The organism is Annamia dubia NIES-4383, assembly GCF_055394725.1.
Map to the genome: position 1 here is coordinate 21,466 of NZ_AP025633.1, position 16,620 is coordinate 38,085.

The 16,620-nt window shown below is 32.6% G+C and carries 16 protein-coding genes; 11 read left to right on the plus strand and 5 right to left on the minus strand.

Annotation, left to right across the window (positions count from 1 at the left end):
• Positions 1-209: 209 nt before the first annotated feature.
• From Anndu_RS17830 to Anndu_RS17865, 8 genes are all read left to right on the plus strand, one after another.
• Positions 210-458 carry a hypothetical protein gene (locus Anndu_RS17830; RefSeq protein WP_464104216.1) on the plus strand — a complete coding sequence of 83 codons (249 nt, stop codon included), beginning with the start codon at positions 210-212 and terminating at the stop codon, positions 456-458.
• The gene (locus tag Anndu_RS17835; RefSeq protein ID WP_464104217.1) at positions 445-990 is read left to right on the plus strand and encodes a hypothetical protein; all 546 of its coding nucleotides are present in this window, start codon (positions 445-447) and stop codon (positions 988-990) included. The genes Anndu_RS17830 and Anndu_RS17835 overlap by 14 nt, the downstream gene beginning before the upstream one ends.
• 10 nt (positions 991-1,000) lie before the next feature.
• Positions 1,001-1,450 (plus strand): DUF7680 family protein, encoded by a 450-nt coding sequence (locus tag Anndu_RS17840; RefSeq protein ID WP_464104218.1) that lies wholly within the window; start codon positions 1,001-1,003, stop codon positions 1,448-1,450.
• 116 nt (positions 1,451-1,566) lie between these two features.
• Positions 1,567-1,785: a hypothetical protein gene (locus Anndu_RS17845; protein WP_464104219.1), complete on the plus strand. Its 219-nt coding sequence runs from the start codon at positions 1,567-1,569 to the stop codon at positions 1,783-1,785.
• A complete protein-coding gene (locus tag Anndu_RS17850; protein ID WP_464104249.1) occupies positions 1,785-2,045 on the plus strand; it encodes a Txe/YoeB family addiction module toxin in 261 nt (86 codons plus the stop codon). The genes Anndu_RS17845 and Anndu_RS17850 overlap by 1 nt, the downstream gene beginning before the upstream one ends.
• 251 nt (positions 2,046-2,296) lie before the next feature.
• Entirely contained in the window at positions 2,297-2,515 is a 219-nt protein-coding gene (locus tag Anndu_RS17855) for a hypothetical protein (protein ID WP_464104220.1), read from the plus strand.
• 4 nt (positions 2,516-2,519) lie between these two features.
• Entirely contained in the window at positions 2,520-2,921 is a 402-nt protein-coding gene (locus Anndu_RS17860; RefSeq protein ID WP_464104221.1) for a PIN domain-containing protein, read from the plus strand.
• A gap of 108 nt (positions 2,922-3,029) precedes the next feature.
• Entirely contained in the window at positions 3,030-7,484 is a 4,455-nt protein-coding gene (locus Anndu_RS17865) for a DUF1156 domain-containing protein (protein ID WP_464104222.1), read from the plus strand.
• A 211-nt stretch (positions 7,485-7,695) separates the two neighbouring features.
• Here Anndu_RS17865 and Anndu_RS17870 read toward each other — a convergent pair whose 3' ends face one another.
• Complete coding sequence (locus Anndu_RS17870) at positions 7,696-7,962, minus strand: type II toxin-antitoxin system YafQ family toxin (protein ID WP_464104223.1); 267 nt, start codon at positions 7,960-7,962, stop codon at positions 7,696-7,698.
• A gap of 6 nt (positions 7,963-7,968) precedes the next feature.
• Positions 7,969-8,226 carry a type II toxin-antitoxin system RelB/DinJ family antitoxin gene (locus Anndu_RS17875; RefSeq protein ID WP_464104224.1) on the minus strand — a complete coding sequence of 86 codons (258 nt, stop codon included), beginning with the start codon at positions 8,224-8,226 and terminating at the stop codon, positions 7,969-7,971.
• Between the two features lie 129 nt (positions 8,227-8,355).
• On the opposite strand from Anndu_RS17875, the gene Anndu_RS17880 reads away from it, so the two are divergent.
• Positions 8,356-9,741: an AAA family ATPase gene (locus Anndu_RS17880; protein WP_464104225.1), complete on the plus strand. Its 1,386-nt coding sequence runs from the start codon at positions 8,356-8,358 to the stop codon at positions 9,739-9,741.
• Positions 9,741-10,295, plus strand: a complete 555-nt coding sequence (locus tag Anndu_RS17885) for a hypothetical protein (protein WP_464104226.1) — start codon at positions 9,741-9,743, stop codon at positions 10,293-10,295. Before Anndu_RS17880 ends, Anndu_RS17885 begins: the two co-directional genes overlap by 1 nt.
• On the opposite strand, the gene Anndu_RS17890 is transcribed toward Anndu_RS17885, so the two are convergent.
• Positions 10,215-11,252: an IS630 family transposase gene (locus Anndu_RS17890; protein WP_464104227.1), complete on the minus strand. Its 1,038-nt coding sequence runs from the start codon at positions 11,250-11,252 to the stop codon at positions 10,215-10,217. The two genes, Anndu_RS17885 and Anndu_RS17890, sit on opposite strands and share 81 nt — an antisense overlap.
• Positions 11,253-11,509: 257 nt before the next feature.
• Here Anndu_RS17890 and Anndu_RS17895 point away from each other — a divergent pair, with 257 nt between their 5' ends.
• The gene (locus Anndu_RS17895; protein ID WP_464104228.1) at positions 11,510-14,752 is read left to right on the plus strand and encodes an SNF2-related protein; all 3,243 of its coding nucleotides are present in this window, start codon (positions 11,510-11,512) and stop codon (positions 14,750-14,752) included.
• Here Anndu_RS17895 and Anndu_RS17900 read toward each other — a convergent pair.
• Together Anndu_RS17900 and Anndu_RS17905 are read right to left on the minus strand one after the other, a co-directional pair.
• On the minus strand, positions 14,704-15,657 hold the full coding sequence (locus Anndu_RS17900; RefSeq protein ID WP_464104229.1) for a tyrosine-type recombinase/integrase: 954 nt from the start codon (positions 15,655-15,657) through the stop codon (positions 14,704-14,706). The two genes, Anndu_RS17895 and Anndu_RS17900, sit on opposite strands and share 49 nt — an antisense overlap.
• 84 nt (positions 15,658-15,741) lie before the next feature.
• Positions 15,742-16,608: a hypothetical protein gene (locus Anndu_RS17905; protein WP_464104230.1), complete on the minus strand. Its 867-nt coding sequence runs from the start codon at positions 16,606-16,608 to the stop codon at positions 15,742-15,744.
• Positions 16,609-16,620 lie beyond the last annotated feature (12 nt).

Here is a 16,620-nt window from a genome sequence, read left to right on the forward strand (position 1 = left end):
AGTAATCCTTCAATAAATTTTAATTAACCTCAAAAATGGGTAAAAAAAATGACAGTAAAAAGATTATAATAATCTAAAAAAAACTTTGAAAACCCCCTTGTCAACAATCTTGTTGACATAAGGCAACAAAAGATTTATAATTATATATTAATTAACAAAAGTCTCAAAATAGGAAGTAGAAAAATGTTATTAATTCAATTAAAATTAATATGGCAAAAAAACACCCAAATAAACATATTGCTCAAGCAATTCAATATGCCTTAAAGAAAGGTTGGACAATCAAAGAAGCAGGTAATTCTGCTCATGCTTTTGGGATTTTATTATGTCCTAGTCAAAGCCGTTCTGGTTGTAAAATTTCAATTTTTTCTACTCCTAGAAATCCTGAAAATCATGCTAAACAAATCAAAAAAATTGTAGATAAATGCACTCATCAAGAGGATCAAAATGAAGACTTATGAATTTACTCTTGTTTTAGCAGGAGTCAAAGAATTAGATGAAACTTTAACCGATGTAATTTATTTGGCCGGATGTGATGACTCTTTATTACATTCTCGTCATAATATTATTTATTTAGAATTTATGCGGGAAGGAAATTCATTTTTAGATGTGGTTATTTCTGCTATCAAACAAGTAGAAAGTATTAAACATCCTTTAATTAAAGTAGATAGTATTCAACCCGATGATTTTGTCACTGCCTCAGAAATTGCGCGTCGAATTAATAAAACAAGAGAATATGTAAGACTGTTAATTAATGGAGAAAGAGGTGGCGGAAATTTTCCTTTACCTATGGCGGGAATTAGTCAAAAATCTTTAATTTGGAGTTGGTTAAAAGTGGCTCAATGGTTATTTAAAAATCACCTACTTTCTCAGGATGAATTAACTATTGCCCAAAATATTTTTGACTTAAATCAATATTTAATTTATCGAGATTATTTACCTAATTTTAATCAAAGAATGAAAACAATTGAACAATCTTTGATTGCTGTTTAATCTTATCTTTATGCAAGAATTTCAATTAAAAATTAAGCCTCTCCAAGATAATAATTTCGCCCTTGAATTATATCAATGTGCCTATAAAAAGGCGGGGGAAAAAAAACGCCCGAAAGCTAAAAAATTAGGCAGTTTAAAAGGCCATAATTTAGTTTTAGTGAGGGGGGCTATCTATCAATTTTTAAAACAGAATAATTATGACCCCAAAACCTTATCTATTAAACGCACGACTCCTTATATTTTAAGAGAAGAAACGGGAGTACATTTAGCAATTTTATTTCAAACGGTACAACCTTTAAAAAAAGAGCTTAAAATTATTAATCTTCGGGAGGGTATTATGGCCATGAGTAACGAAGAAGCCCATTATTGGTTTGCGAAAATTAATAATAGTAATCGGGGGAAAAATAACCTCAAAAATTCTGCATTAAGGGCGTTAAGAATTTTATTAGGAGAGAGTTAAAAGTTATGAATTAAGGATTTAATTTATTTTTGAATAGCGATCACTCTTTATGTTATAATCTTGCCATATAAACCTTAATGTATAAATAATTTATCCCAAAATTTAGGAGTCAATTTATGCGAACAATTACCTTAAAAATTGATGATAGTATTAACGACAAATTTTTGTGGTTGCTTGAGCATTTTTCACAAGATGAAATTAAGATTTTAGAACAATCTAACTATCTTAGTGATGATGAATATTTAAGAAGTATTGAAGGTATGGTACAAAGCATTCAAGAGGCTCGTTGTGAATCTCTTAATCAGGGTTTGACATTAGATCAATTAGATTGGTAATGTATAAAATAATTTTCATGAGCCAAGCTCAAAAAGATGCAAAAAAACTTGCATCTAGTGGATTAAAAGCTAAAGTTTTACAATTAATTAATCTTATTGAAATAGATCCATATAAATATCCTCCAGATTACGAATTATTAAAAGGAGATCTAAAAGGATTAATTAGTCGTCGTATCAATAAACAACACCGCTTAGTCTACGAAGTTTTTGAATCAGAAAAGTTGATCAAAATTTATCGAATGTGGAGTCATTATGAATAGAGGCTCTTTAGTTTGTAGTTTGTGATGGTCAACCTATTCCTGAGCCTTCAACTATGGCAAAACCTATTTCGATCGCCGCTTAATTTAAAAGGGGGCATGACATTTTTTAGATTAATTACTTGTTTCATAAATTAAGGATGTTATGCCCCTACATTTAGGCTTTATTAAAGATTTAATTTATTTTTGAATAGTGATGGAGAGATCGCTCTTATGTTATAATTTTATCAATCTTGCAACAATGGAGAATAAATATGATTACTGTTGAATTTCAAACCACTATTGAAAATGGAATTATCAAAATTCCTGAACAATATCAACAACAATTAAAACAACCGAATTTAGTAAAAGTAACCCTTGAACAAGAAACTTCTGAACAGTCTGAAAATTACCTACAATATTTATTAAAAAATCCTTTAACTATCAAAGAATTAACTCCCATGAAACGAGAAGAAATTTACGAAACACCATAAAAATATGAGAAAATTTTTAGATTCAAATATTTGGATTTACGCACTTAATAAAAGTCAAGATTCTCAAAAACATCAAATTGCTAATAGTTTAGCTACAGAAACAGGACTTTATTTAAGTACACAAGTAATCAATGAAGTTTGTGTAAATCTCATCAAAAAAGCTAATTTTTCAGAAAATCAAGTGCAAAATCTAATCAAAGGATTTGCCCAAATTCATAACATCATTGAAATTGATCTAAATATATTATTAAATGCTTCTATTTTGAGAACAAAATATTTATTTTCCTTTTGGGATAGTGTAATTATTGCTAGTGCATTATCAGTTAATATTGAGCAATTGTATTCAGAAGATATGCAACATGGCTTAAAAGTAGAAGGATTGCAAATTATTAATCCTTTTCTTTAGTTTGTAGGGGCATGACATTTTTTAGATTAATTAATTTTGTTTAAAGTGTCAATTTAATCATGATATAATCAAAAACTATCAACTATTCACTATCAACTATCAACTAAAATGACTCGCCCTCAAGTATTTATTGAAAAAATAATGCCCGTTAAATTGTTAAATCAACAGGTATATTATGAACATGGCGGCAACCCCTTTAAAGGGCTTCATCGTTGGTATTCCCGTAAGCCTTTATCCTTCTCCCGCGCTTCGGTTTTGGCCTCTATTTTGCCCTATGAGCTAACGATCGAGCAGTTTTTATATATTATGGGTATTTATGGGCAGGAAGAAGTTGATTTTTGGGAGCAAAGTAAGCTCTCTGAAGAAGAAAAAGATAGCTTAAGAAATATCAAAGAAATTAGGTTATATAAACAGCCTCCCACCTCACCACAAATTAAGAAAATGGAGGAACTTTGTCAACAAATTTGGGGTACAACAAATCCCTCAATTCTTGATGCTTTTGCCGGAGGAGGTAGCATTCCTTTTGAGGCTCTTAGATATGGTTTAAATGTGTTTGCTTCTGACTTAAACCCCGTTGCTGTTATTACCATGAAAGCGGCCATGGAATATCCTTTAAAATTTGGTAAATCTTTACAAAAAGATATTGACAAATGGGTTAATTTTGTGGGTAATGAAGCACAAAAAAGATTAGCTGAGTTTTTTCCCTCATCCCCTCTTTCAAAAAGTATTGATCCCCCCCTAACCCCCCCTTCAAAAAACGGGGAATTAGATGTAGAAAAAGCCCCCCTTTCTCAAAAGGAAAACTCTAAAGCCCCCCTTTCTAAGGGGGGTTGGGGGGATCAAGAAACCATCCAAAATTATCTTTGGGCGCATACTGTCACTTGTCCTCATTGTCAATCTGTGATACCTTTATCTCCTAATTGGTGGTTAAGTAAAACTAGCAATTATGCAGGAAAAGGACAAGCTAGAAAAGTTACTGCTAATTGGTATGCTGTAAAACCTATTCCCAATCTATTAGAAAAAAGAGTAGATTTTGAGTTAATTAAAGGGCGTAAAGGTAAGGGTACAACTATCGAAACTGAAGCAGGAGATTTTGATCCAGATGTTTATGCTACCATCGGGCGCGGTGTAGGTAAATGTATTAATTGTAATAATATAATTGAGGATGATTATATTAAAAAAGAAGCACAAACAAAGGGTTTAGGGCATCAATTATATGCGGTTGCTTTTAAACAAGGGAAAGGAAGTTTAGAGTTTAGATTACCTAATCAAATTGATTTAGAAGGGGTTAACAAAGCTGAGAATTATTTACAAGAAAATTTAGAAAAATATCATCTTGATCAATTAATTCCTGATCTTGATATACCTATAGGTGAAGAAACAGAAAGATTACCTAATATTGGCATTAATCAATGGTCAAAATTATTTAATTCTCGTCAACTTTTAACCCTCATTACCTATGTAGAAATAATTAACGATGCTAAACAAAAAATATTAACAGAATATGAATTAGAAAAGGCTCAAGCAATTATTAGTTATTTGGCTTTAGTTTTAGATAGATGTGTAGATGAAAATAATAGATTAACTCATTGGAACTCTGCTAGAGCAGGATCGGAAGGTGCATCAGCCCAACATTCACTAAATTTAATGTGGAATTATACAGAAATTAGTGGCATTTGTAAATTATGGCATTATCAAAGTGCTTCAACGGCTTCAGATTATACAAAATTATGTGAATATTTTAACAAAAAAACTTTAGAAAAAAATCAAAAAGAAGTAGAAGAAATTAACCTATTTAATTATACAAATCCCCCCCTAACCCCCCCTTCAAAAGGGGGGGAATTAGAAACAGAAAAGCCTCCCTTAAAAACAGGGGAATTGGTAATAGAAAAAAGCCCCTTAAAAAAGGATGAATTAGCAACAGAAAAGCCCCCCTTTCCAAGGGGTGGTGGGGGGATAAAAATAAACCTAGAATCTGCCGATAGTTTATATCATATACCCGACAAAAGTTTAGAAGCAATAGTGACGGATCCGCCCTATTATGGCACAATTCAATATGCAGAATTAAGCGACTTTTTTTATTGTTTAGCACCAGACACCTTAATTATTACAAAAAGAGGTTATGTGGCGATAAAAGATATAAAAAAAGAAGATCAAGTATTAGATAAAAATGGACAATGGACAAAAATTAATCAAATAGGAAATCGTGATTATCAAGGAGATATTTTTGAAATTAGAGTCGCCTATAATCATCAGAAATTAATAATAACACCCGGACATAAAGTTTGGACATTACCTCAAGAAAATGCTGGAAGTTTAACAGGAGAATGGCGTGATTCTAGTGAATTAAAACAAGGAGATTATGTTTATTTTCCTAACTATCAGCCCTTAGAAAATAACTTTAATGATCTATTAACAATTAGCGATTATTTAGATTATCCTTATGACGAAACCTATTTATATTATGGTAAAAAATCCCAAGAAATATTAAAGATAAAACAAGCCATTAGTCAATTAGGAATTAAATATCAAACTTTAAAAGAAATAGCTCAACAATTGCAAGTTTCCTATCAAAAGGTAGTGAGAATTAATAATCAAGGTGAATACGATAAATTTAGAATGCCTAATCAAATAAAAATTGATTATCATTTTATGAAATTATTAGGATATTTCTTAGCAGAAGGTAGCCTTTGTCTGAGAAAAGGAAACAGAGATGAAGGGAGGGTAACTTTTGTATTTCATCAATCGGAAAATCAATATGTAGAAGAAGTTTTAAAAATAGTTAAAGATAAATTTAATCTTGAGGGAAAAGTTAAATTTAGGGCAAAAGAAAAAGCAATAATTGTTATTTTTTATAATAAACTTTTAGGAGAATTATTTGCTAAAATATGTGGGAATAATTCTCAAGAAAAAAGAATACTTAATCATCTTTTGGATGCACCTTTACCCTTGTTAAAAGGTTTAATTTGTGGCTATTGGAATGGAGATGGATCAAAAGGAGATAACTTTTTTCAATTAACCACAGTATCACCGATTTTAGCTTGTCAAATACAACTAATTTTACAGCGTTTTCAAATCGTTTCTCATCAACATTTTGATCTCAAAATTCGCACCTGTGAATTTAATAATAAAACAGTTACAAGTAAACCTCGTTTTCTCTTAAAAGTCTGGGGTAAAAATAGAGTAAAATTGGCAGAAATATTAGGACTTAATACTCCTATACCCAACAAAGGAAAATATCTTAATATTTGGACAAATGAAGGACAATGGCTTCCTATTCGTCACATTGACAGAAAACAATATGAGGGGAAAGTATATAATATTGCGACAGAATCACAAAATTATCTAACCAGTCAATGTTGCGTTCATAATTGCTGGTTGAAGCGCACATTGGGAGATCTATTCCCAGACATATTTTGGCAGGAATTAACCGATAAAGAAAGGGAAGCAGTAGCCAACCCCTCCCGTTTTCGCAACATGGGAGAAAGCCCCGAAGAATTAGCCAAAAGAGATTATGAGGCTAAAATGAGCATGGCATGGCAGGAAGCTTACCGAGTCTTAAAAGATGAGGGAGTTTTAACCGTACAATTTAACCATAAAGAGGCCGGGGCATGGGATACACTGGCAAAAGCCTTAATTGATGCAGGATTTGAGATTACCGCTTCATGGGCAGTATCCACCGAAAACCCTCAGAATTTACATCAAGCCAAGAAAAATAGTGTATCTAGTACAGTTATATTAGTATGCCGAAAACGTGGGGTAGCCCTCACCCCCAACCCCTCTCCCCACTCCCCACTTCCCACTTCCCACTCCCCACTTCCCACTTCCACCGCATGGTGGGATGACTTAAAGCCGGAAGTAGCCAACCTAGTAGAAGCAAGGGCAAGTTATTTTGAGGATAACGAGATCACGGGCATAGACTTATATTTAAGTGCCTTTGGGGTGGCATTAAGCGTGTTTTCAAAGTATTATCCTATACTTGACTCATCAGGGGAGGAAGTGCGCCCAGAGGTAGCCTTTGCCGAAGCAAGGAAGGCGATCGCCGCTTACCGTTTCCGTAAATTGGTGCAAACGGAAACCGATGGCTTTGATCCCCTCACCCAATGGTATTTATTAGGGTGGGATGCTTTCGGGGCGCGGGAATTTCCCTTTGATGAGGCGCGCCAATTAGCTCTGGCCATCGGTGGTTTTAGCGTGGATAAATTGGTTAAAGAATATAAAATTATAGATGCTAAAAGTGGTAATTGTACCATTTTAACACCCCAACAAAGGTTTAAAAAGCGAGTAATTACCACAGATATTAAGAGTTTTTCCGCTAATAATTTGATAGATGCCTTACATAGTATTATTGTGATTTATGAAGAAGAAAAAACCCTTGAGAAAGTGCGTCAATTTATGCAAAAAACGGGCTTAGTTGCTAACAGTTTATTTATGAAAACAATTGAGGTAGCATTTAAGGTTATCCCTGATAATGTGAAGGAAAAAGAAGTATTAATTAATCTGTGGTTGGGGTTAGATGAAATTAAAGAGAAGGTGAGTTATTATCAAGGGAAATTATTATAAAAATTGTAGGTTGGTTGTTAGCCCTCACCCCCTAACCCCCTCTCCCAAAGGGCGAGGGGGAACTATTTAATAATTATTAATTTTAGATTAGGAAAAAGTCACCCCTCTCAACAGAAGGGGGGCTGGGGGTGAGGATTTTTTTACTTTTGGGGGGGTAAAGATGGGTTATAATATTAAAATTAGTTCAATTTATTGAACTAACCCAGTTAAATTAAAATAAATCTGAATGACTGCCAAGCCTAGTTAAATATAAAGTATCTGGATCATACTGATAAATTAAAAGCCAATCAGGTTGAATATGACATTCACGAAAATTACTATAATTACCAGAAAGACTATGATCTTTATTCTTTGGTGGTAAAGTTTCTTTTTGAGCAAGTTTTTGGATAATTTCTACTAATAATTCGATTTTTTTACCTGATTTAACCGCTTTTTTATAATCCTTTTTAAATTGTGAAGTGCGATGTATTTTGAGCATAAAATCTTAACTATTCAAATCAGTTAAAAGATCATCTATAGAGTCAAAAGTAACTCCAATTTTTTGCGTTGTATCATTCATCGCTTTTTTGGTAGTTTGGTTAGGTATTTTAACCTCAAAAGGAAGCCCATTATGTAACAAAATTTGATGATAAAAAATATTGACAGCTTCACTAGGAGTTAAGCCAATGGAATCAAGAATTTTCTCAACTTTTGCCTTTAATTGTGCATCGGTTTTAGCTTTAATCATAGTATCTTTTGACATTTTTAACTACCCCTTGAAAAAATGTTATTTTTTTACATTATAGCATAGATAGAGGTTAAAGATCGGTTATAATATTACTCACTACTTTCTACTTTCTACTCTCTACTGACTACTTTCTACTTAAAGATTATGAAAATTAAAGTAAAAAATCTAGGAGTGTTAAAAGAAGCATCATTTACCCTTGGGGAAATGACGATTATTTGTGGTGAAAATAATACAGGAAAAACCTATGCAACTTACTCATTATTTGGCTTTTTATCTAGTTGGGAAAAAATCTTAACAATTGAGATTAAAGAAAGAGAAATTAATCAATTATTAGAAGATGGAGTAGTAACAATAAATATCTTAGAACATTTAAAAAATCTTAAAATAATATTAGAAAAAGGTTGTCAAGAATATACAAAACAATTAGCAGAAATCTTCGCCACTTCAGCCGAGCGATTTGCACAAACAGAAATTAAAATTGAGATTAACCCCGAAGAAAATCAGTTAAAAAAAGCTTATCAACAATCTATTAGTTCAGCTAAAACTAATCTATTTTCCCTAATAAAAGAAGAAAATAGTCAAGAATTAATTGTCACATTATTGGCACAAACTAATCAAATTAAAATCCCAAAAGATATTATAAAACAAGTGATTAGTGATGCCATCAAAGAAATTATATTTCGCCCATTTTTCCCCAAAGCTTTTATTGCTAGTGCGGAAAGAACAGGGACAGCAATTTTTCGCAAAGAATTAAATTTTGCCCGTAATCGTTTATTAGAAGAAATTAGTAAATCAAATCAAGATATTGATCCCTTGAAGCTATTATTTAAAGGCTATGATGACTATGCCTTACCCATTAAAAGTAATGTAGAATTTACCAGAAATTTAGAAAGTATTGCCAAAAAAACCAGTTTTATTGCTGAAACGTATCCTGATTTATTAGGGGAATTTGCTAATATTATTGGGGGAGAATATATTATTACTAAAAATGATGAACTTTATTATGTTCCACAAGGGAAAAAAATTAAACTTTCAATGGATGAAAGTTCCAGTGCCGTGCGCTCATTATTAGATATTGGATTTTATCTTAAACATACAGCCCAAAAAGGGGATTTATTAATAGTAGATGAGCCAGAATTAAACTTACATCCAGAAAATCAACGGCGAGTTGCCCGACTTTTTGCCAGATTAATTAATTTAGGAATTAAAGTATTTATCACTACCCATAGTGACTATTTAATTAAAGAATTAAATACTTTAATTATGCTCAATCAAAATAAACCTTATTTAAGAGAAATTGCCCAAAGAGAAGGTTATCAAAAAGAGGAACTTTTAGAGGCTAATCAAATTAAAGTTTATCTAGCACAATGCGCCTCAATTAAGTTAGAAGGGAAACAAAGAAAAACCAATTGTCAAACTTTAATACCCGCCAATATTAATCAAGAATTAGGGATAGAAATTGGTAGTTTTGATACAGCTATTGAAACAATGAATCGTATTCAAGAAGCAATTATTTGGGGGGAAGAATAGTGGCTTATTATTCAGAAGATTTAATTATTCTTGAACAGATGATTCAAGATCATGCTAAAGTACCCTTAATTGATTGTTATGGAAAAAAACAAGTAATTTTAGAAGAAAATCAGGGGATTAATTATCAAGTAAAAATTTTAGATATTCCTGAAGAAACATTGGTGATAAAATCAGATTTATTTGAAGCACCTAAAACAATTTTTAAGAATAGTAAAGGAGAATGTAAAAGATGCGATTTTATCCTAATATCAGATCAGGATAATCTCAAGGTAATTATGTTTATAGAAATGAAAGCAGGTAGAGCAAATACTCAAGAGATAATTCAACAGTTTAAAGGAGGTGAATGTTTAATTAGTTATTGTCGAGAAATTGGCAAAAAATTTTGGAATCAAATTAAATTTTTAGAGAATTATCAATCTCGCTTTGTTAGTATGAAAGATATTAATCTAAATAAAAAACCTACTATAGCAATCCTAAATAGGTTGTGGCAAAATTCCATATTGATAAAGTTTGGGGAAATCAAATATTTGACCATGCGCAAAAAACTTAAATAGCCACTTTACTATTTTAAATGATTTACATAAATGATAGAATTGTCTAATAAAATTTTTCACTTGTAGCCAAATATCTTCTACCGGATTTTGTTCTGGAGCATTAGGGGCAAATTTATGACAAGTAATTAACCATTCTTCTTCCAATAAATCTTGATTTATTATAGTTAAATACTCCCTAAATTCTTTTGAGTCATGATAGGTTGCTCCATCCCAAAATATTGCTAATCTTTTTCCTTTTCTTTTTGATAGTAAATACTTGATAAATTTGATCGTATTTTCTGTATTTCCACTTTCATATTCTTTGACAATAAATTCTTTAGTTTGATAGTCTAATGCCCCATAATAAGTTTGTCGGCTTTTTTCATTTTTAATGGGAATTTCTATTCTTTGATCTGTTCTTCCCCAAACATAACCTAAAATGTCTCCCCAAAGTAAATGACATTCATCAATCATAAACACTACAAGCTCTCCACTCTCTATTTCTTCTTTCCAAATCTCTAATTTTTCACTGATTTCTTTTTTTTTAGCTTCGACTAATTCGTCATTTTTAGCCGGATTCTTTTTTTGAGTTTTTTTCCAACTTATTTTCGCTTCTTTGAGCAAACTATAATAACTTTGATTGGATTTATAAATAATATTATATTCTCGCTCTAAATAAATTTTTAAATCTGATAATCTTAAATATTCTTGCTCTCTTAACCAATTAATAACTTGGTCTTTTTCTTCTGGTTTTAATTCACTTTTAGTTCCTTTAAACTGTAATTTCAAGCTTTCTACTCCACAAAAAAGAGCTTGATTTTTCCACATACTAATAAAGCTATGAGAAACTTGTAATAATTCTTTTACTTCATGGTATGATTTTCCTTCTAAAATCATTTTGACAGCTAAAGCCCTTTTTATTTCTTTAGCCTCTTTTGTTTGATTGATAAAATCATTTAACTCAGAAATAATGTTCATTTTTTTTTCCTTGAATTTAGATTATAATTAATATTATATCTGTTATGACCTATTTAGGATTGCTATAGAGAAAAAAAATTACCAACTATTCATAATTGCCCTGAAAATATGTTAAAAATTTATGCCCCCAAGAAAATTCCATTTAATCAATTAATTGGGAAATAAGATAAAATAAATTATTTAATAAATTAAACTAGGATGGGTTATAATATTACTAACTACTTTCTACTGACTACTCTCTACTTTCTACTCAAAAAATGCCACCCTTACTACCACAAAAAAACTGGAAAATTAGTTACTCAAGTAACGAAAATAATCCCATCGCTGACTTTTATATTCCGGCGTTAGAATGTGCCGTTAAATATGATAGAAAATCAGGGTTTTTTAATAGTGCTATTTTATCAAAAGTAGCAGGGGGTTTAGGTGCAATGTTAGGGAATGATGGTACAATGCGCTTAATAATGGGATGTGAATTTTCCCCTCAAGATTTAACAGCTATTCAAGAAGGTTATCAATTAAAAGAAATATTAAATAATCGTTTAGATACAGAATTAAAACCGCCGGAAAATTTGGCACAGTTAAAACATTTTGAAATCTTAAGTTGGTTAATAGCTAATAGTTATTTAGATATAAAAATCGCTATACCTGTTAAAAATAATGGACTTCCTCAGAGGGAAAATAATCTTGATTTCGGTCATATTTTCCATGAAAAAGTAGGAATATTTACGGATATGGAAAGGAATCAATTAGCATTTAGTGGCTCAAATAATGAAAGTTTAAGTGGATGGGAATTAAATGTAGAATCATTCCATGTTTATTGCGGTTGGGAAGGAGAAAGAGACTTAGAAAGAGTTAATGAAGAACAATATCGTTTTGAGCAATTATGGTATGATTTATCACCCAATGTTAAAATCTTTGAAATTCCCGAAGCGATTAAAGAAAAACTCTTAAATTATACACCAAATCGGAAACCAAATTGGACAATCAATGATGAATTTAATACAGAAAAATGTAGGGTGGGCATAACATCATTTAATTCTGAAAATAAAGAGCAAATTAAAGAAAATTATGCCCACCTTGCCCTTAATAATTATAACAGGCAAGATGCCTGTTCCACAGAAATTTCTCCCTTAAAAAAGGGGGCTGATCTAGATCAATTATTAAATATTCCCGAAACTGAAATCTTAGATTATTGTTTAAAATCAATCCCTATTAAACCTTGGGTACATCAATTAAAAATAGTCAGAAGAATCATTAAAAATTATCCCCAATCGGCGCTAATTTGTGATGAAGTAGGCTTAGGAAAAACCATTAGTACAGGGCTAACTATCCGTTATTTATTATTAACCAAAAAAGCCAAAAGAATCTTAATTTTAGTACCCGCTTCCGTACAACCCCAATGGCAAGAAGAATTAAGGGAAAAATTTAACTTACATTTTTGGAGTTATGATCAAGGAATATTTACTAACAGTTATGGCGAAAAATATCAACCGAAAAATAATCCTTGGGATGAACAGAATTTAATACTAGCTTCCTCCCATCTAGTGAGAAGAAAAGACAGACAAATTGAATTATTAAACGCTCAAAATTGGGATATTATTGCTTTAGATGAGGCACACCACGCTAGAAGAAAAAGCCCTCAAACAAGGGAAGATAAACCTAATTCTTTATTAAGATTAATGCGGGAATTAAAATCAAAAACCCAATTTTTATTATTATTAACAGCTACTCCCATGCAAATAGATACCATAGAAGTCTTTGATTTATTAAATTTATTAGATTTAAAAGGGCAATGGCAATATCAAGAAAACTTTTGTGATTATTTCGATAGTTTACCCCAAAAAATGAATAAACAAACCTTAGAATTTTTACAAAAAATGTCAGTAGATTATTTTAATCAAGGTGGAAAAATTTGCCCACTTTTTCAACAGTTATTAAGTCAAAAAGATAGATTCTTATATTATCGTTTATTAGATACATGGCAACAGGGAAAAACCATTAGTAACAGTAAACAAATAAGCCAAGAAAAACAATTTATTGACTATTCTCGTCAATTTTTAACCTTACATACCCCCTTACAAGATTTAATGTTTCGCCATACGAGAGACACCTTAAGACAATATTATCAAAAAGGAATAATTAATAGCCCCATTCCTGTTAGAAAAGTATTTGATAATGCCATTGCCCTTGAAAAACAGCGTGAAGTGCCGTTATATCGTGCTGTAAGCGATTATGTCAGACATTTTTACAATTTAGCTCAAAAAGAACAAAGAAAGGCTTTAGGCTTCTTAATGACCCTATACAGAAGACGTTTAACCAGTTCTTTTTATGCTATTAAAAAATCCTTAGAAAGACGTTTAGAAGGTATTAGTATTACGGAAGATGATTTAATAGATATTGATGAAGCAGATGATAATATTATTGCGGGATTAGAAAATTATTTTACCCCTACGGATCCGGCCGAAATTCATTATTTAGAAGACTTATTAAAACAGTTTGAAAACACAGGAGAAGATACTAAATTATCCGTATTTTTAGATATATTAAGACAGGAATTAATGAAAAGAGAAACAGCAATTGTGTTTTTTCAATATACCGATACAATGGATTATGTGAGAGAAACTTTAACCCAATTATATCATAATCAAGTGGCTTGTTATTCAGGTAGAGGAGGCGAAATTTTTGAAAATAATCAATGGAAAACTGTCAAAAAAGAACTAATAAAAAATCAATTTAGGGAAGGAAAAATTAAAATCTTATTAGCAACAAAATCCGCCAGTGAAGGCTTAAATTTACAAACTTGTGGAGTAATCTTAATGTATTCAATGCCTTGGAATCCCATGCAAGTAGAACAACAAATTGGTAGACTAGATCGAATAGGACAAATTTATCCAGAAATTTATATTCATAACTTCTATTATGATGGTACAGTAGAGGCAAAAGTGTATCAAAAATTAAGAAATAGAATTAATGCTTTTGAGACAGTAGTAGGCAATTTACAACCCATCTTAGCACAAGTTCCCACCTTTATTGAACAGGCGGTAATGGCGGCGGATCCAGAGGAGGAGGGAGTTTTATTCAAAGAATTAGATCAACTAATTAATCATCCTCCCATTCGCCCCGATTTAGAAACAATGGTAGCGCTAAATGTGGAATCAGATTTAACAGAAATTAGACAATCTTTTGCTAAGAGTAAAATTACTCCAGAAATGACAGAAAAATTATTAACTCAATCCCCCTTTTTAAGAAATCAAGGAGTAGAATTTATGGCAAAAGAAAATCAAATTTGGGTAGTCAAATATCAAAATCAAACTTATGAAGTAACCTTCTATCCAGACATCTTTGAAGAATTCCCATCCTTAAGATTAATGACATTAGGAGAACCCTTATTTGAGCAAATATTAGAATTAGCGATCGCGCAGTGCCGCGCGTGCGCGATCGCCCCAATTAATTATACCAAATCAGAAAGTAGATCAGACAACTCACCTTGTAGATCTTGACGGTTATCATCATAGATCATTAAAGTATTCAAATCAGCATGACGGGATAACTTCTGCACCTTGCGCACATTCCCTCCGGTGGCATCAAGCGCCGCCGTAATGCCCGAATGCCTGATCCGATGAGGCGAAATCACCTTAGTAATACCCGCTTCACTCGCCACCTTACGCACCAATTGATAAATCGCCGTCCCCGTGATACCATGACCATAGTGAGCATGGTCTAAGGCAATAAATAAAGGCTGATTAAGAGTCAATTCCCCTCTAGCTTGTAACCAATCTAAAATAGCATTAACAGTAGGTTTAGCCAAACTCACCGCCTGTTGTTGTTGCCCTTTGCCCTTGCCAATAATCAATAAAGATTTACCTTCCAAATCTAAATCTTTAATCAAAGTTTGCGCAATTTCGCCCCGTCGTAGAGCATTATCCCATAATAAGCGCAGAATCGCATAATCTCGTTTACCCTTCAAAGTAGAGCGATCGGGAATAGCCAACATCAGGGCATAACTTTCCTTACTAACACCCGTAGTATCCCGATAACGAATGACTTTATCCCCCTTAATACTATCGAGACTATAACAACATTCCCCCAACTGATTTCCCAAACAAACTAAAGACTTAATCGCCGCCAAACGCCGATTAATAGTAGCAGAGGATAACTGACGCTTTCGCAAAGAAGACTTATACTGTAAAACCACAGCCGTCGCTTGTTTTTGCTCAAGAGAGAGAAACTCTTTCACCAAGAGGGGAGTCGGCTCAGTAGCGCCCGTCAAAAACTGAAAAAAATCCCGCAGATCCTTGGCGTAGGCACGTCTAGTTTGGGGTGAGCGCTTATCCTCAAGAAGTTGAGTAAGAATATCAGGATTAGTGAGATGATTAAACTGGAGATGGACTTGAATTTGACTCATGAGCTTGTGATAATAAGAGTTTGCGTAAGCTAATTAATTGATTGATTTACTGGAGAAGTTGGCTTTCTCTTTACTTTTTAAAATTTAGCCCGATCGCGCTTCATGGCACTCCTGTGAAAAATAATCCACTAAAATGGGGATAATTTCCTCACGCCACCTCAGTTGCGCTCCTTGCCATCCTTCTTTACTGGTGGTTAAAATGGCGATGCCATACTGTTTCCCTTGCTCGGTTAATTTCCTCTCTCGATTAACTCCAACTTTGGCCCAGTCTTGATATTCTAAGTCATGGAGTGCCTGATTAATTTTAGCACTGGTAATTTTTTGCGCCATTTGTTGACTGATTTTCGTCGCTAACTGAGAGACGATCAAGCCTTGGGGTGAAGGGGTATGGTTGGCGATCACCTCTTGGGCGGAGGTTATTAAACTATTTAATTCTGGTATTTGTAGCCCCAACTGAGTTAATTTCCAATGCGCGATCGCTGTGGGTTCGACTCCTGCTTCTACCATCCATTTTGAGGCTATTTCGATGCCTTCACTAATTATTTTTAAATCATAATTTTGATTACTAATCGTTGGAGGGGTAACTGTTAATTCTTTTTCTTCTGCTTTGATTATTTCAAACTTAGTAATAGGTTGATTATTAATATTCTTAATTAATTTTAAAGCCAATTGATTACCTTTTTGTGCTTCATGTTGCCAATACACCACAGCCGAAGCTAAAGGGGTTAAGGCGATTGCACCTTTGCGCTCAGGAATGACTGCTTTTATTGGGGTTGGTAAATCCGTTTGATGACGAAAAAATGTTCCGGCTGTTGATTTGGTTTTGCCTATAATTTCGCCAATTTGACGATGGGTAAACAGGATAATTTCTTCCGCTTCGACTGTTATTTGATAACCATTTAAGGGGAAATCGGGAATTAAGATTGTGATCGATCGAGCTAGTTGCGCCATCAAATTTTATCA

Excerpts from the sequence above, each read along its gene's own strand:
- Anndu_RS17895 (WP_464104228.1), top strand. The coding sequence starts at position 11,510 with ATGCCACCCTTACTACCACAAAAAAACTGGAAAATTAGTTACTCAAGT.
- Anndu_RS17835 (WP_464104217.1), top strand. The coding sequence starts at position 445 with ATGAAGACTTATGAATTTACTCTTGTTTTAGCAGGAGTCAAAGAATTA.
- Anndu_RS17830 (WP_464104216.1), top strand. The coding sequence starts at position 210 with ATGGCAAAAAAACACCCAAATAAACATATTGCTCAAGCAATTCAATAT.
- Anndu_RS17865 (WP_464104222.1), top strand. The coding sequence starts at position 3,030 with ATGACTCGCCCTCAAGTATTTATTGAAAAAATAATGCCCGTTAAATTG.
- Anndu_RS17850 (WP_464104249.1), top strand. The coding sequence starts at position 1,785 with ATGTATAAAATAATTTTCATGAGCCAAGCTCAAAAAGATGCAAAAAAA.
- Anndu_RS17880 (WP_464104225.1), top strand. The coding sequence starts at position 8,356 with ATGAAAATTAAAGTAAAAAATCTAGGAGTGTTAAAAGAAGCATCATTT.
- Anndu_RS17890 (WP_464104227.1), bottom strand. The coding sequence starts at position 11,252 with ATGAACATTATTTCTGAGTTAAATGATTTTATCAATCAAACAAAAGAG.
- Anndu_RS17860 (WP_464104221.1), top strand. The coding sequence starts at position 2,520 with ATGAGAAAATTTTTAGATTCAAATATTTGGATTTACGCACTTAATAAA.
- Anndu_RS17870 (WP_464104223.1), bottom strand. The coding sequence starts at position 7,962 with ATGCTCAAAATACATCGCACTTCACAATTTAAAAAGGATTATAAAAAA.
- Anndu_RS17875 (WP_464104224.1), bottom strand. The coding sequence starts at position 8,226 with ATGTCAAAAGATACTATGATTAAAGCTAAAACCGATGCACAATTAAAG.
- Anndu_RS17900 (WP_464104229.1), bottom strand. The coding sequence starts at position 15,657 with ATGAGTCAAATTCAAGTCCATCTCCAGTTTAATCATCTCACTAATCCT.
- Anndu_RS17855 (WP_464104220.1), top strand. The coding sequence starts at position 2,297 with ATGATTACTGTTGAATTTCAAACCACTATTGAAAATGGAATTATCAAA.
- Anndu_RS17840 (WP_464104218.1), top strand. The coding sequence starts at position 1,001 with ATGCAAGAATTTCAATTAAAAATTAAGCCTCTCCAAGATAATAATTTC.
- Anndu_RS17905 (WP_464104230.1), bottom strand. The coding sequence starts at position 16,608 with ATGGCGCAACTAGCTCGATCGATCACAATCTTAATTCCCGATTTCCCC.
- Anndu_RS17845 (WP_464104219.1), top strand. The coding sequence starts at position 1,567 with ATGCGAACAATTACCTTAAAAATTGATGATAGTATTAACGACAAATTT.